Genomic DNA, 14,253 nt, shown 5'->3' with positions numbered 1-14,253 from the left:
CCCACCTCATAGAGGTGGGTTTTTTCGTTTATAGTTCCCTTCATTTTTCTTTTCTTTCTTCTGTTGTTCTTTGAACACAAATAAGACGATGTTTTTTCAGTCCATATCTTCAATTCAAATTCACTTCAAAGCACACTTTCATTATGCGATTGGTATTTTCACCCGCGATCCCGTGAAAATAGGAATATGATATATAAATTCGCTAATAATTATTTTTAGTATAAAAAACATGCAAAACAATCAGCTATCAAATAGTTTTATACAAATTCTATTTAGCGTTTTATGTTGCAGTTTTTTGTATTGCCCACCATTTCCGCTCAGTAATTCAGCACTTAATCACAAATATACAAATAATTAACGTCCCTATAAAAATCTATTCAGTAATGTTTCTGTGGTTATAACCGCTGGTTAATAAACATTTTTGTAACATATCAGGCTATATTTACACCAAAATAATCCGAAATGTGTCATTTAAGCCAAATTGTTACAGAGAATAATGCTATTGACGAAATGTATTCCAGTTGATTAATTGCACAGTGAATAACAAAAAAATACAGATACGACATCTGTCTTGTTCAAGGCGGATTTCAGTATTCGATAAAACAACATACACCACAGGAGCATTACCAATGACGCTCTCGATGAAAAAGACAGGTTTATTAACTGTAGGCTTAACATTAGCTGCTTTGGCTGTGTCTGCCTCAGTACAGGCTAAAACACTGGTTTATTGTTCTGAAGGTTCACCTGAAGGGTTTAACCCGCAGTTGTTTACCTCTGGGACAACTTATGATGCGAGTTCTATTCCTCTGTATAACCGCTTAGTTGAATTTAAATTGGGCACCACTGAAATTGAGCCTGGTTTAGCAGAGAGTTGGGAAGTGAGTGACGATGGCAAAGTGTACACCTTCCATCTGCGCAAAGGCGTGAAGTGGCATTCAAATAAAGATTTCAAGCCAAGCCGTGACTTGAATGCGGATGATGTTATTTACACATTCATGCGCCAGAAAGATCCAAATCACCCATATCACAAAGTTTCTGGCGGTAGCTATGAGTACTTCATGGGGATGGACATGGATAAGATCATCGACAAAGTTGAGAAAGTCGATGACAACACCGTTCGCATCACACTAACTCGTCCTGAAGCACCATTCTTAGCTGATATGGCAATGGACTTCGCTTCCATTTTATCTGCGGAATATGCTGATCAAATGTTGAAAGCGAAAACGCCTGAGAAAGTTGATTTAAACCCAATCGGAACAGGTCCTTTTGAGCTGCAACAGTACCAGAAAGATTCTCGTATTCTGTACAAAGCGAACAAAGACTACTGGGGCAATGTACCGAAGATTGATCGCTTAGTATTCTCTATCACTCCTGATGCATCAGTGCGTTATGCAAAACTGCAAAAAAATGAGTGCCAAGTTATGCCGTATCCAAATCCGGCAGACTTAGAACGCATGAAAGCAGATAAAGAAATTACGTTAATGGAGCAGCCAGGTCTGAACGTAGGTTACCTTTCTTATAACGTTGAGAAAAAACCACTGGATAACCAAAAAGTTCGCCAAGCGCTATCGATGGCTGTAAATAAAGACGCCATCATCCAAGCGGTTTATCAGGGCGCGGGTCAAAAAGCGAAAAACTTAATTCCACCAACAATGTGGGGTTATAACGACGCGATTAAAGATACCGAATACAACCCAGAAAAAGCGAAAAAACTGCTGGCGGAAGCGGGCTTCCCTGAAGGGTTTGAAATCGATCTGTGGGCGATGCCAGTACAACGTCCATATAACCCAAATGCGCGCAGAATGGCAGAAATGATCCAAGCTGACTGGGCGAAAATTGGCGTTAAATCGAAAGTTGTTAGCTACGAGTGGGGTGAATACCTGAAACGAGCTAAGAGCGGCGAGCCACAAACTGTAATGATGGGTTGGACTGGGGACAATGGTGACCCTGATAACTTCTTCGCGACATTGTTCAGCTGCGCAGCGAAAAAACAGGGTTCAAACTACTCTAAATGGTGTGATCAAAGCTTTGAAGACGTGATTCAACCTGCACGTATGACATCCGATCACAACAAACGTGTTGAGCTATACAAACAAGCTCAAGTGGTGATGAACGAGCAAGCACCAGCGCTGATCATCGCTCACTCCACGGTATTTGAGCCTGTGCGTAAAGAAGTGAAAGGTTACGTGGTTGATCCATTAGGTAAACACCACTTCGAAAACGTAGACATTGATAAGTAATTGTTTTTAATCTGTAAATGCCCTTCGTTGCCTCTTTGCAGCGGAGGGCGTTTTCTCCTCTGACATTCAGAAGAAACAGATAAATTTAGTTATTTGTGAGCAGATGAAAACGTTGTTTTTTCTGACCAGCCAAGCGGACTAAGAGCCGTCGACGGCATTATTAAAGAGACTCAGGATATGCTGCAATTTATCCTCCGACGATTCGGGCTCGTGATCCCCACCTTTATCGGTATCACGCTACTTACATTTGCTTTCGTTCATATGATCCCAGGTGACCCAGTCATGATTATGGCGGGCGAACGAGGATTATCTCCAGAAAGACACGCCTATTTAATGGCTGAATTAGGACTCGATCAGCCACTTTGGAAACAATATCTCCATTATCTGAACGGTGTACTGCACGGTGATTTAGGGATCTCCTTAAAAAGCCGCATTGGCGTTTGGGAGGAATTTTTACCTCGCTTCCTAGCCACGGTCGAATTGGCGACGTGTGCAATGATTTTCGCGGTTTCTGTGGGGATCCCTGTTGGGGTGTTAGCTGCGGTTAAGCGTGGTTCTATTTTCGATCACACAGCGATCGGTGTTTCATTAACAGGCTACTCAATGCCAATTTTCTGGTGGGGGATCATGTTGATCATGCTGGTATCGGTCCAGTGGGATCTGACGCCTGTCGCCGGAAGGGTTAGCGACACGGTCTTCCTTGATGACTCTAATCCACTCACTGGATTCATGTTAATTGATACCCTCATTTGGGGGGAAGCTGGTGACTTCAAAGATGCGGTTGAACATTTGATTTTACCTTCTATTGTCCTTGGAACTATCCCGCTAGCCGTGATTGTGCGCATGACACGTTCTGCCATGTTGGAAGTATTAGGGGAAGATTATATTCGTACTGCGCGCGCAAAAGGTGTCAGCCGTGCACGTGTGATTTTAATTCACGCGCTGCGTAATGCGCTGCTGCCGGTAGTGACGGTGATCGGTTTGCAGGTGGGGGTAATGCTTGCAGGGGCTATTTTGACCGAAACGATATTCTCATGGCCAGGATTAGGTCGTTGGTTAATTGAAGGATTACAACGTCGAGATTACCCCGTCGTTCAAGGGGGAGTATTACTCGTCGCAACCTTGATTATCTTCGTTAACTTAGTGGTTGATGTGCTGTATGGCATTGTTAACCCTCGTATTCGTCATAAAAAATAAGGAGCGTAAGAATGTCTCAAACAACTGAGTCTAAAGCTGTCAGCGCCCCGAAGCCGATGACACCCTTACAAGAATTTTGGCATTACTTTAAGCGCAATAAAGGCGCTGTCGTAGGCATGTTCTACATTATTTTGATGGTATTAATCGCTATTTTTGCTGGCGTATTAGCACCTCATGCTCCAGATGAGCAGTTCCGTCAGGCGTTGTTGACTCCGCCAGTTTGGGAAGACGGAGGTTCATGGGAGTTTATCCTTGGGACGGATGATGTGGGGCGTGATCTCTTATCCCGACTGATGTATGGCGCAAGACTTTCTTTGTTAGTCGGCTGTTTAGTCGTTGTGTTATCCCTGATAATGGGTGTAACGATTGGGGTGATTGCGGGTTATTTTGGTGGTGTGGTTGATGCGCTGATTATGCGTGTGGTCGACATCATGTTAGCGCTGCCAAGTTTATTATTAGCATTAGTTCTAGTCGCAATTTTTGGTCCTTCCATTGTCAATGCCTCGATAGCGTTAACCTTTGTCGCATTACCGCACTACATTCGTTTGACGCGAGCCGCGGTGTTAGTAGAGGTTAACCGAGACTATGTGACTGCTTCTAGAGTTGCTGGAGCAGGTGCATTCCGTCAAATGTTCGTCAATATTTTACCTAACTGTTTAGCACCGCTGATTGTGCAGGCGTCGTTAGGATTTTCAAATGCCATTCTAGATATGGCTGCACTGGGTTTTCTGGGAATGGGGGCTCAGCCACCAACACCAGAATGGGGAACGATGTTGTCTGACGTGTTGCAGTTTGCACAAAGCGCATGGTGGGTTGTTACGTTCCCTGGATTAGCAATTTTATTAACGGTATTAGCGTTTAACCTGATGGGTGATGGTTTGCGTGACGCCTTTGATCCAAAACTCAAGCAGTGATGAGGTAATCTAATGGCATTGTTAAATGTAGAACAACTCTCTGTTCACTTTGGTGACGAAGAGACCCCATTTCGCGCCGTTGACCGCATCAGCTATCAAGTTGAGAAAGGACAAGTGGTAGGAATTGTGGGTGAGTCTGGTTCCGGTAAATCGGTTAGTTCTCTTGCGATTATGGGGTTAATTGATTACCCCGGAAAAGTGATGGCGCAATCACTGCAGTTTGATGGGCGTGATCTCCTGTCCATACCAGAAAAAGAACGTCGTCAAATTGTCGGTGCAGATGTGGCCATGATTTTCCAAGATCCGATGACCAGTCTGAACCCTTGCTTTACCGTTGGCTACCAGATTATGGAAGCGCTGAAAGTCCATCAAGGTGGCAGTAGAAGCACGCGTAAACAGCGCGCCGTTGACCTCTTAAATATGGTGGGAATTCCCGATCCGCATTCTCGTCTTGACGTTTATCCTCATCAATTATCTGGAGGGATGAGCCAACGAATTATGATTGCGATGGCAATTGCTTGTCGTCCTAAGTTGTTGATTGCAGATGAACCAACCACGGCCCTAGACGTGACGATTCAAGCTCAGATCATCGAGCTATTATTGGAATTACAACAACAAGAAAATATGGCGTTAGTGTTGATCACCCATGACTTAGCTTTAGTCTCAGAAGCAGCACATCACATTATCGTGATGTATGCAGGGCAAGTGGTGGAGTCGGCAAAAGCGAAGGATATTTTTAAACATCCAAGACACCCCTACACACAAGCGCTATTGCGTGCGTTGCCTGAGTTTGCCAGTAATAAATCTCGCTTGGCGTCATTGCCGGGTGTCGTACCTGGTAAATATGATCGCCCTGAAGGGTGTCTGCTCAATCCTCGTTGCCCGTACGCGACGGATCGTTGCCGCCAAGAAGAGCCTGCATTGCAGACCATTGGCGACCGTCAGGTGAAATGTCATATGCCACTGGATGATATGGGGAGACCAACGCTATGAGTGAACAACATTCCAAAGGAATGCCGTTATTAAAAGCGGTAGATTTGAAAAAATACTATTCAGTGAAAGGGGGCGTTTTCTCAAAGGAGAAAACCCTGAAAGCACTTGATGGCGTCTCTTTTGAGTTAGAAAAGGGAAAAACATTGGCGGTGGTTGGGGAGTCAGGCTGTGGTAAATCCACACTTGGTCGCTTACTCACGATGATTGAGCAGCCTTCCGAGGGTGAGCTGTATTATCGCGACCAAAACTTGCTGATCAAAGATAAATCGGCGGAGAAGTTACGTCGTCAAAAAATTCAAATCGTCTTTCAAAACCCCTATGGCTCATTGAATCCACGTAAAAAAGTGGGGCAAATTTTGGAAGAGCCCTTATTGATTAACACTTCCTTGTCTAAAGAACAGCGTAAAGAAAAAGTGTTATCGATGATGGCTAAAGTTGGTCTAAAAACCGAACATTATAGTCGCTATCCACATATGTTTTCGGGCGGGCAACGTCAGCGTATCGCGATTGCTCGTGGCTTGATGTTAGATCCTGATGTGGTTGTGGCGGATGAACCCGTTTCGGCATTGGACGTTTCTGTGCGTGCTCAAGTTTTGAACCTCATGATGGATTTGCAGCAAGAATTGGGGCTTTCCTACGTTTTCATCTCCCATGATCTGTCAGTCGTAGAACACATTGCGGACGAAGTGATGGTGATGTATTTGGGGCGTTGTGTAGAAAAAGGGACGAAAGAGCAGATTTTTAATAATCCTCAACATCCTTATACTCAAGCGCTGTTATCTGCGACACCACGTTTGAATCCAGACCAACGCCGTGAGCGAATCAAATTAACGGGGGAACTACCCAGCCCGCTTAATCCACCTCCAGGGTGTGCATTTGCAGCGCGTTGTCGACGAGCGTTCGGTCCATGTACCCAATCTCAGCCTGCGTTGAAAAATTATCGAGAGCAATTAGTGGCGTGTTTTGCTGTCGAAGAAGACGAAAAACAAGCAGTGGTCGTGAATTAACGACTTTAGACGGCAGAAAACAGACTTTCTGCCGTTTCCTCATCCTGTTTATACTCACTTTAGCGGTTAATTTGGAGCTTATCCTAAATATGTGATCTTTCTTTTTTAAAGATGCTCTTTTATACGGAAAATCAAGTATACTGTTCGTCCGATTTTTTTCTTTAAAAAGCAGCTTGATTAGGAAGGTTGTGGGAAATGAACACTCGTGTCCAACGTTCACTCACGTTTAAGAGCATGATCGTATTCTTTGTGATTACGTTGCTTTTTCTTGCACTTTTTTTGTCCATTCAATTTACTTACCTGTTAGAACAGCGCAAACAAGACTATTTAAATCAATTAAGTAATGCTGTAGTTCAAGTCCAAAAACCATTAACGGACTCGCTACTCAGTTCTGATTTAAATGAAGTCAAAAGGCTTCTTGTCAGCCTGAAAACCTCAGGAATTATGGGGAAGGCGATTGTGACGGTAGATAATGCGACGGTGATGAATCTCAGCTTCGCCACGCCAAAGCCGATCCCTGAATGGTCTTTGCCTCTTATCGGTATTCCTGTGGAAATGACTGTGCCTTTGTATGCCTATGGCACCATGGCTCCACAAGCGAAACCTCAAGGTTATTTGACGTTACAAGTGGATTCTAATCGGGTATACCGTTTTGCTCTCAACACATTTGCACTATTAATAACAACTTATTTGCTGTTAGCGCTGATTATTGCTATTGCGATGACATGGTGTGTGAGCCGCATGATTGTACGCCCACTACGTAAAATTGCGGGCGAATTGCAAGCAAATCAACAGGTCGATCACCTAGAGGTTTCTCAATATCATCAAGATGATGAGATAGGGTTATTGGCGAAAGGTTATAATCGTCAAATAAAACGACAAAATTCAGATTAAGCCATGAACATGTTATAAGGTTTGTGGTCTAATATCATTACACATACCTATCATATTGTTAGCGACAAGATTCAGGCGGCTCTCGCTGTTTATAGTGTTCAAAAATACAAAACATCCGCATTCGAGATGGCGGTATTCAAGATGTATTTTAGTGATCAACGTAGCGACTTAGTGTAGTGAGTGCAGTCCAATGATCTCAATAACATGCAACGATGTTTTTTTCGGGTATAGTGATAATCAAATTTTTGATGAAGCCAAATTATATCGCTTAACCGAGTCAATTAGCGTTTTTCGTTAATTCATCTGTTGCTGTTTACGGTTAAATACAAGGATATAAAGAACATAGGGGTCTACATGCAGGGTTTGAAAGTGCGATATATCATCGGAGTGGTACTTTTATCAGTCACTGGTTTTGCAAGTGCTGAACCTTTACAACCCGATCCAGCATGGCAGCAAGGAAAGCTCGAGAATGGCTTTAATTGGCAGTTATTACAAACACCACAGCGTCCAAATGACCGAATTCAACTTCGGTTAGCCATTAAAACAGGTTCATTATCTGAGAAAGCCAGTGAAAAAGGGTACAGCTATCTGATCCCTCGGATGGCGCTACTTCATCAGTCTGACGCTTTTCCTGCTGCTACATTACAAAGTTTTTGGCGTCAGGCGACTGATCCTGATATGCCCTTACCTCCAGCCGTTGTCTCTTACGACTACACAATCTACAGTTTAAGTTTGCCAAACAACCGTCCTGATCTTATCAAACAGGCGTTAAGTTGGCTTGCAACATCAGTAGCTGGAGCGCAGTACACTGAAAACTCATTACAAAGTGGGTTAAACGTACCGAATGTCCCAGTGGCAACACTACCTGTCAATGCGAATGATCCTGTGTGGCGTGCACGCCTTAATGGTTCAGCGATGTTAGGCTACGATCCAGGGCAGAAGCCAAACGGTAAAGTAGATTTAGCGAGTGTGAACTCGTTTTATCAAAAATGGTATACACCCGATGTCATGACACTGTATGTGGCTGGGCATGTCGATGCGCGTATGTTATCTGATAGCATCACTCAAGCGTTTTCATCACTAGAAGGTAGACGTTCTGAACCAGTTTCAGTTGCCGTATTATCATCAGTCAAGCCGCAATCTATTAATATTCTGCAAGATAAAGCAACACAAGATACGCTTTCTCTGATTTGGGATATCGATTGGTTACCGATTAAAGATTCCAATGTACTGTTACGTTATTGGGGAAGTGATCTGGCGCGTGAAGCTATTTACCGCTCATTACAGAAAACCTTTAAGCAGAAATTTGTTGACGATGGTGTAACGCCAGGTCTGGATTGCCGTGTTCAATATCAAAAAGCAAGCTGCACATTAGCGATTTCAGCGCCGCCAGAAAAAATGGCAGCTGTTTCGGATGTGGTTTTAAATGAGTTGGCGGCAATCAACCAAAATGGTATCGACCCAGAGCTATTCAACGACATGATGAAAGAGAAACAAGTGCAATTGTCACAGTTGTTTGCTGCGTATGCACGTACCAGTACCGACGTGTTGATTAGCCAACGTTTGATTTCTCAGCAAAATGGAGTGGTAGATATTGCACCTGAGCAGTATCAATTGCTCAGACAAGCATTCTTAGGCAGCCAAAATCTTGAGCAAGTCAACATGGAAGCTCGTCGTTTATTATCTCAAGAAGCCGCAATTGTTTTAGCTCAGCCAAAAGAAAAACAGATCATGGATGCAGAGCAGATTCGCCAAAAATTCACGCAAGTGTTATGGCCTGCTCCACCAGTGATTGTGGAACCTGCTCCAGAAGCTTCAGCAGTCGCAGAGCCGCAAGATGGAGAGCCTGCACCGGCACTACCAATACCTGCACCACTGACTCGCTAATACATTATCTTCATCAAAAAGCCCTCTATGAGGGCTTTTTTTTACGCTGAGGTTAAGAGGGATTCAACCACTTGAATCAAAACATTTCGCGAATCTCGATGATCAACAAACCCCGCGATGCTTGTTTGAGTTGCCGGTGAGTAGTAAGCGACTGAACCCCAAAAACCTAAATGAGAATATAGCATCATCCCATTGATTTCTTTTGCCATAATCCCAAGTCGATAATGACTTGCTCCTTCATGGTCTCCTGCACTTAACATGGTTTTCAATGTGTCTGGTTTATCAAATATTTTCCCGCAGAACAAAGCTTCAAAGAACTGCGCCATTTGTTTTGATGACATGACTAAACCTCCGCCGCCATAAACATCCATGGAAGGATCCATATCGGAGCAATCGAGCTTACCTAAGTATTGTTTCGCGCGTGGTACAGTTGTGCTTGGGTATTCAAACGTTTCCCAATAGGCGGACTGTAAGCCAATTACATTAAATTTTAGTAATTCTCGAACGGCTTCTCCCAATGTTTGTCCTGTTATGCGTTCAATAATATTTCCAAGCAAAATATAGCCTGTATCAGAGTAGATAAACATTTCAGAAGGCGGAAAAAACGGATGATCTTGCTGAACATATAACTCAATTTGCTCTGTTCGCGTCCATTGATAGTCTGGGCGCTTTAATACCTCTTTGAGGTACTCTTCATTGGCATGATCTAATAATCCGCTACTGTGGCTGAGTAAGTGGCGGATAGTAATAGCATCAGTATCATATTTAGGCGTGAGCAATTGATTGTATTTGGGGGAGATATAGTGAGAAATGCTATCATCAACGAACAATTTTCCCATCTCAGCGAGACGTAGAATCGCCGCAGCGGTAAACGGCTTCGTATTACTGGCAATACGCAAAGGCGTATCGACTGTTAACGGTTCTCCAGAAAGATCGCTTCCACGTGCGCAAAATGTTCCAACGCAGTCTTGGGAGTGATTACGGACATACACCACAACACCACAAGGTAAATTTTCTAACAGAGAGATTTGCATGGACGGCTTCCTTAGGGATGGACTCTCTGTATCTTAGTGATGTTATGGCGATAACAGAAACGCTTAAAATGCGTTTAATACGCTAATTTTATGATAGTCATGAGAAATGCGGTCGCTATCACATTCCGATAAACAGTTAGGTTCATTGGGAAAATATTGGGATAGAATGATAAAGATACATATTATATGCAATTTATTAACATGTCATTCATCTGTCGCGTAAGCATAAAAAGGAAAGGGAAAGTATGAATAACTCGAATGTATTGCGGCATCGCCTCAATCTACGTTATCCGATTATTCAAGCACCGATGGCAGTGGTTTCTACGCCTGCTTTGGTTGCTGCTGTTTGTGAAGCGGGCGGATTAGGCTCCCTTGCTTTAGGTGCGTGTTCGGTAGAGCAAGCTCGAACATTGATAGCGGCGACTCAAGCGTTAACGGATAAGCCCTTCAATGTAAATGTGTTTTGCCATGCGACACCACAGCGTAATAGTCAAAATGAGCAGGCTTGGCTGACACATTTACAGCCAAAATTTCAACAATTTAATCGCCAATCTCCGGAACAATTGAATGAAATCTATCTTTCATTCTTGGATAACCCTGCGATGCTACAGCTCTTCTTAGAAATGCAACCCGCGGTAGTGAGCTTTCATTTTAATGTACCGTCTCGTGAAATTATCAACGCCTTGAAAGAAAAAGGTATTTTCACGATGGCGACGGCGACCAATTTGCAGGAAGCGCGATTAATCGAAGATGCAGGTATTGATGCCATTGTTGCTCAAGGAATTGAGGCGGGCGGGCATCGTGGTATGTTTGATGTACAAGCCAAAGATGAGGAACTCACGACTAATCAGCTGGTGGCATTGTTAGCCAAGCATACCCAGTTACCAATTATTGCAACAGGGGGAATTATGGATGGTGCTGATATTAAACAAGCACTTAATCATGGCGCATCTGCGGCTCAATTAGGCACTGCATTTTTGTTGTGTCCTGAATCTGCGGCAAACGATGGATATCGTCGTAAATTAAAGAGTCAAACCACAGATAATACCCATTTAACGGCTGCAATATCCGGTCGACCTGCCCGTGGCATTTTTAATGAGTTTATGCAGACAGGGCAGCAGTATGATGTGAGTAAATTACCCGATTACCCCATTGCTTATGATGTTGGTAAGCAGCTTAATGCAGCAGCAACCCAGTATGGTAGTGATGATTATGCGGCTCATTGGGCAGGGCAAAATGTGGCGAAAGTGCGTGAAATGAGCGCAAAAGATTTAATGGAAACGTTGGTGAAAGAGATGGTGTAAGAGAGTTAGGGGAATGGTGAACAGCTCATTCCCCTTTGTTGACGTTAAGACATGAGTACGTCTTGGGTTGTGCCTTTTGGCTCATCGGTGGCAATCCAAGCTGCACAAAATAACGTTAATCGGGCAAAGAAATAGAAAAATGCCATTAATCCCAGCACCGAACCGAAAGCCGCTCCTGATGGTGATGATGCTAAGGTAGGTAAAATCCACGTCATAATCGATTTGATAATTTCAAAACCAATTGCAGCTAGCAACGTTCCTTTTAACAGTGAACGGCGTCGGTGTTGCATGCGCGGTAATATCCAGAAAATCCACAAAAATAATAAGAAGTTGGCGGTAATGGAGATCGCTAAGCCAATCAGTGTCCAAACGGGCTTAAGCCACTCGATGCTGTCTAATCCAAGGGTGCTAACAATCGTCGCTTGCGCAGAACCTGCGACAGACGTTAGGGTAATGGTGACAATAAGCGCAATAAGTAAGCCAATGAGGGCAAAAAAGTCACGAACATAACGGAAAATGATATTTTCTTGTTCTGCTTCGTTACGCTCCCATACTGTTCGAGATTGTGCCAAAATCGCCAAACGTAAGTTATTTACCCAGTTAACCCCAGAGTAAACGGCTAAGGCTAAACCAGTTAATCCCACGGTGGTACGCTGGCGGATTGCTGTGTCGATAGTTTGCTCAAGCGTATTGGCTAACGTCGGATCAGTGATATTTGCGGAAATACCACGAATGAGCTTCTCAAGTAATTCAGGATTACTGGCTAACACGAAACCCGCCGCAGCGAAGCTAAACATTAGTACAGGGATCAGGGATAAAAACGAGAAATAGGTAATTGCGGCACCAAACTGGTTGCCCATTCTATCGGTAAAACGTTGGGCAGTGCGGATTAAATGCGCAATAAATGGAATTGCACAAACAAAATCGACCACTCTCATTGAGAACGTTAGGGCTTTTTTACTACCATCTAGGCTTTTGTTTAGAGTGGATTTTAATTTGTTGGTCTCTTTTTGTTGCTCATCTTGCATGTCTGACATGCGTTCCCCTTTTCACTGCTTAATCAAAATATGCTTATAATTCACCATTCTATATTATTTTATACTATAGCCTATGTTTGTTGGTAATTTCACCCCATGCCGTTATTTATCCTAAATTAGGCATGGGGTGAGGTGAAAAATAAAATATAACTATTTGATTATATTTATTTTTCTATTAAAGCGTGTCTTTGTAGATATCCGCAAGATCTTGGGCTTCTTTCAATTCAGCTTTGGCTTCAGCCACTTTACGCTTATGTTTAGCGATTTTTTCAGGATCACCTTTTTGGATAGATTCTTGTAACTCAGCTTCGCGTTCAGCGACTTTTTCTTGTTTCTCAGCGATTTTCTCCTGGCTATCACGATAGAGTGAATCGGATGTGCAGTAGCGAGTCACATTGTCGAGAGCACGTTCAAGCCCATTGATGCGATATGTATTACCATGCTCTTTCGCATATTTGAGCTGAGTTTCAATCTTCTGTTTTTTAATTTCACAACCCTGTGATGAATTTCCAGCCATTGCAGAGTTATTCACTAAAAATAAGGTTAAAATGGAGGATATTATGAATACTCGTTTCATTGGTTTTCCTTGTTATGGTTTTAAATTTTGCTTAGGATAACTTTTCGGCAAAGAAAGGTCATGTGTAATTTTGTCATGTTTTGTCACTATGACAATCCCATCAAATTTTAGCTATAATGGCGCGAAAGAAATTATTCGGTCTATTTTTCATTCAACAGACCTTCTTTACAGACTCTATTTAACAGCGTTCACAATGGTGACCGCTGAATTCCTCAGGAAATAAACGCGACATGTTAAGTTATCGTCACAGCTTTCACGCAGGCAACCATGCGGATGTTCTCAAACATACGGTGCAAAGTCTGATTATTGAATCTCTTAAAGAAAAAGAGAAACCATTTCTGTATCTGGATACGCATTCCGGTGCGGGTCGCTACCAATTAACCAGCGAACATGCAGAAAAAACAGGGGAGTATCTCGAAGGGATTGCACGTATTTGGGAGCAACCAGATTTACCTGAGGAACTTCTCCCGTATATGAACATTGTGCGTCGTTTAAACGAAAATGGGCGCTTACGTTATTATCCGGGTTCGCCATTATTAGCGAAATATTTACTGCGTGAAGACGATAAACTGGTTTTAACCGAGTTACACTCTAGTGATTACCCATTACTGCGTACTGAGTTTTCTCGTGACAGCCGCGCGCAAGTGGCTCGTGAAGATGGTTACCAACAATTAAAATCAAAATTACCACCTCAAAGTCGTCGTGGTTTTATGCTGATGGACCCACCTTATGAGATGAAATCAGATTACGAAGCCGTCGTAAAAGCCGTTATGGAAGGTTATAAACGTTTCGCAACTGGCACTTATGCGATTTGGTACCCAGTGGTACTACGCCAGCAAATTAAGCGTATGGTTCATCAATTAGAAGCAACGGGGATCCGTAAAATTCTGCAAATTGAATTAGCCGTGCGCCCTGATAGTGACCAGCGCGGAATGACCGCATCGGGCATGATTGTGATTAACCCGCCTTGGAAACTTGAGCAGCAGATGAAAAATGTCCTGCCGTGGTTACATAAAACACTGGTGCCAGAAGGTACTGGACATACATTAGTTGAGTGGATTGTACCTGAGTAACAATAGACTCTGGCTATTGCAGTAACAGGCAATAGCTATCTTAAATGTTTATGTTTACATAGCATAATAAGAGAATATTAACGTATTCGTAATTCA

Annotated in this window: 12 protein-coding genes; 9 read left to right on the top strand and 3 right to left on the bottom strand. The window is 43.1% G+C overall.

Features of this window, described 5'->3' with window-relative positions:
* Positions 1-629 precede the first annotated feature (629 nt).
* The 7 genes from dppA (at position 630) to PR766_RS10500 (ending at position 9,132) form a co-directional block, all read left to right on the top strand.
* Positions 630-2,240, top strand: coding sequence for a dipeptide ABC transporter periplasmic-binding protein DppA (gene dppA, locus PR766_RS10530; RefSeq protein ID WP_036959677.1), 1,611 nt, complete (start codon positions 630-632; stop codon positions 2,238-2,240).
* Positions 2,241-2,417: 177 nt separating this feature from the next.
* The gene (gene dppB / locus PR766_RS10525; RefSeq protein WP_006659585.1) at positions 2,418-3,437 is read left to right on the top strand and encodes a dipeptide ABC transporter permease DppB; all 1,020 of its coding nucleotides are present in this window, start codon (positions 2,418-2,420) and stop codon (positions 3,435-3,437) included.
* A gap of 11 nt (positions 3,438-3,448) precedes the next feature.
* A complete protein-coding gene (gene dppC / locus PR766_RS10520; RefSeq protein WP_006659584.1) occupies positions 3,449-4,351 on the top strand; it encodes a dipeptide ABC transporter permease DppC in 903 nt (300 codons plus the stop codon).
* A gap of 12 nt (positions 4,352-4,363) precedes the next feature.
* Positions 4,364-5,344: a dipeptide ABC transporter ATP-binding protein gene (gene dppD, locus PR766_RS10515; protein WP_006659583.1), complete on the top strand. Its 981-nt coding sequence runs from the start codon at positions 4,364-4,366 to the stop codon at positions 5,342-5,344.
* Positions 5,341-6,351 (top strand): dipeptide ABC transporter ATP-binding subunit DppF, encoded by a 1,011-nt coding sequence (gene dppF, locus PR766_RS10510; RefSeq protein WP_006663055.1) that lies wholly within the window; start codon positions 5,341-5,343, stop codon positions 6,349-6,351. Before dppD ends, dppF begins: the two co-directional genes overlap by 4 nt.
* A 195-nt stretch (positions 6,352-6,546) precedes the next feature.
* A complete protein-coding gene (locus PR766_RS10505) occupies positions 6,547-7,245 on the top strand; it encodes a HAMP domain-containing protein (RefSeq protein WP_006663054.1) in 699 nt (232 codons plus the stop codon).
* Positions 7,246-7,599: 354 nt separating this feature from the next.
* Positions 7,600-9,132 carry an insulinase family protein gene (locus PR766_RS10500; RefSeq protein WP_006663053.1) on the top strand — a complete coding sequence of 511 codons (1,533 nt, stop codon included), beginning with the start codon at positions 7,600-7,602 and terminating at the stop codon, positions 9,130-9,132.
* 41 nt (positions 9,133-9,173) lie between these two features.
* Here PR766_RS10500 and PR766_RS10495 read toward each other — a convergent pair whose 3' ends face one another.
* Positions 9,174-10,166 carry a serine hydrolase domain-containing protein gene (locus PR766_RS10495; RefSeq protein WP_036959680.1) on the bottom strand — a complete coding sequence of 331 codons (993 nt, stop codon included), beginning with the start codon at positions 10,164-10,166 and terminating at the stop codon, positions 9,174-9,176.
* Between the two features lie 245 nt (positions 10,167-10,411).
* Between PR766_RS10495 and PR766_RS10490 the strand changes: the two genes are divergently transcribed.
* A complete protein-coding gene (locus tag PR766_RS10490; RefSeq protein ID WP_154635994.1) occupies positions 10,412-11,470 on the top strand; it encodes an NAD(P)H-dependent flavin oxidoreductase in 1,059 nt (352 codons plus the stop codon).
* A gap of 44 nt (positions 11,471-11,514) precedes the next feature.
* On the opposite strand, the gene yhjD is transcribed toward PR766_RS10490, so the two are convergent.
* Entirely contained in the window at positions 11,515-12,507 is a 993-nt protein-coding gene (gene yhjD, locus PR766_RS10485) for an inner membrane protein YhjD (protein WP_154601665.1), read from the bottom strand.
* 175 nt (positions 12,508-12,682) lie between these two features.
* Complete coding sequence (locus tag PR766_RS10480) at positions 12,683-13,084, bottom strand: DUF1090 domain-containing protein (protein ID WP_006663049.1); 402 nt, start codon at positions 13,082-13,084, stop codon at positions 12,683-12,685.
* A gap of 230 nt (positions 13,085-13,314) precedes the next feature.
* Between PR766_RS10480 and PR766_RS10475 the strand changes: the two genes are divergently transcribed.
* Positions 13,315-14,157: a 23S rRNA (adenine(2030)-N(6))-methyltransferase RlmJ gene (locus PR766_RS10475; RefSeq protein ID WP_006663048.1), complete on the top strand. Its 843-nt coding sequence runs from the start codon at positions 13,315-13,317 to the stop codon at positions 14,155-14,157.
* The last annotated feature ends 96 nt before the right edge of the window (positions 14,158-14,253 follow it).

It is taken from the genome of Providencia sp. PROV208 (genome assembly GCF_028479465.1).
Classification (GTDB): Bacteria; Pseudomonadota; Gammaproteobacteria; order Enterobacterales; family Enterobacteriaceae; genus Providencia; species Providencia alcalifaciens.
Note: the sequence above shows the minus strand (reverse complement) of the source record. Positions and strands in the feature narration are given on the sequence as shown.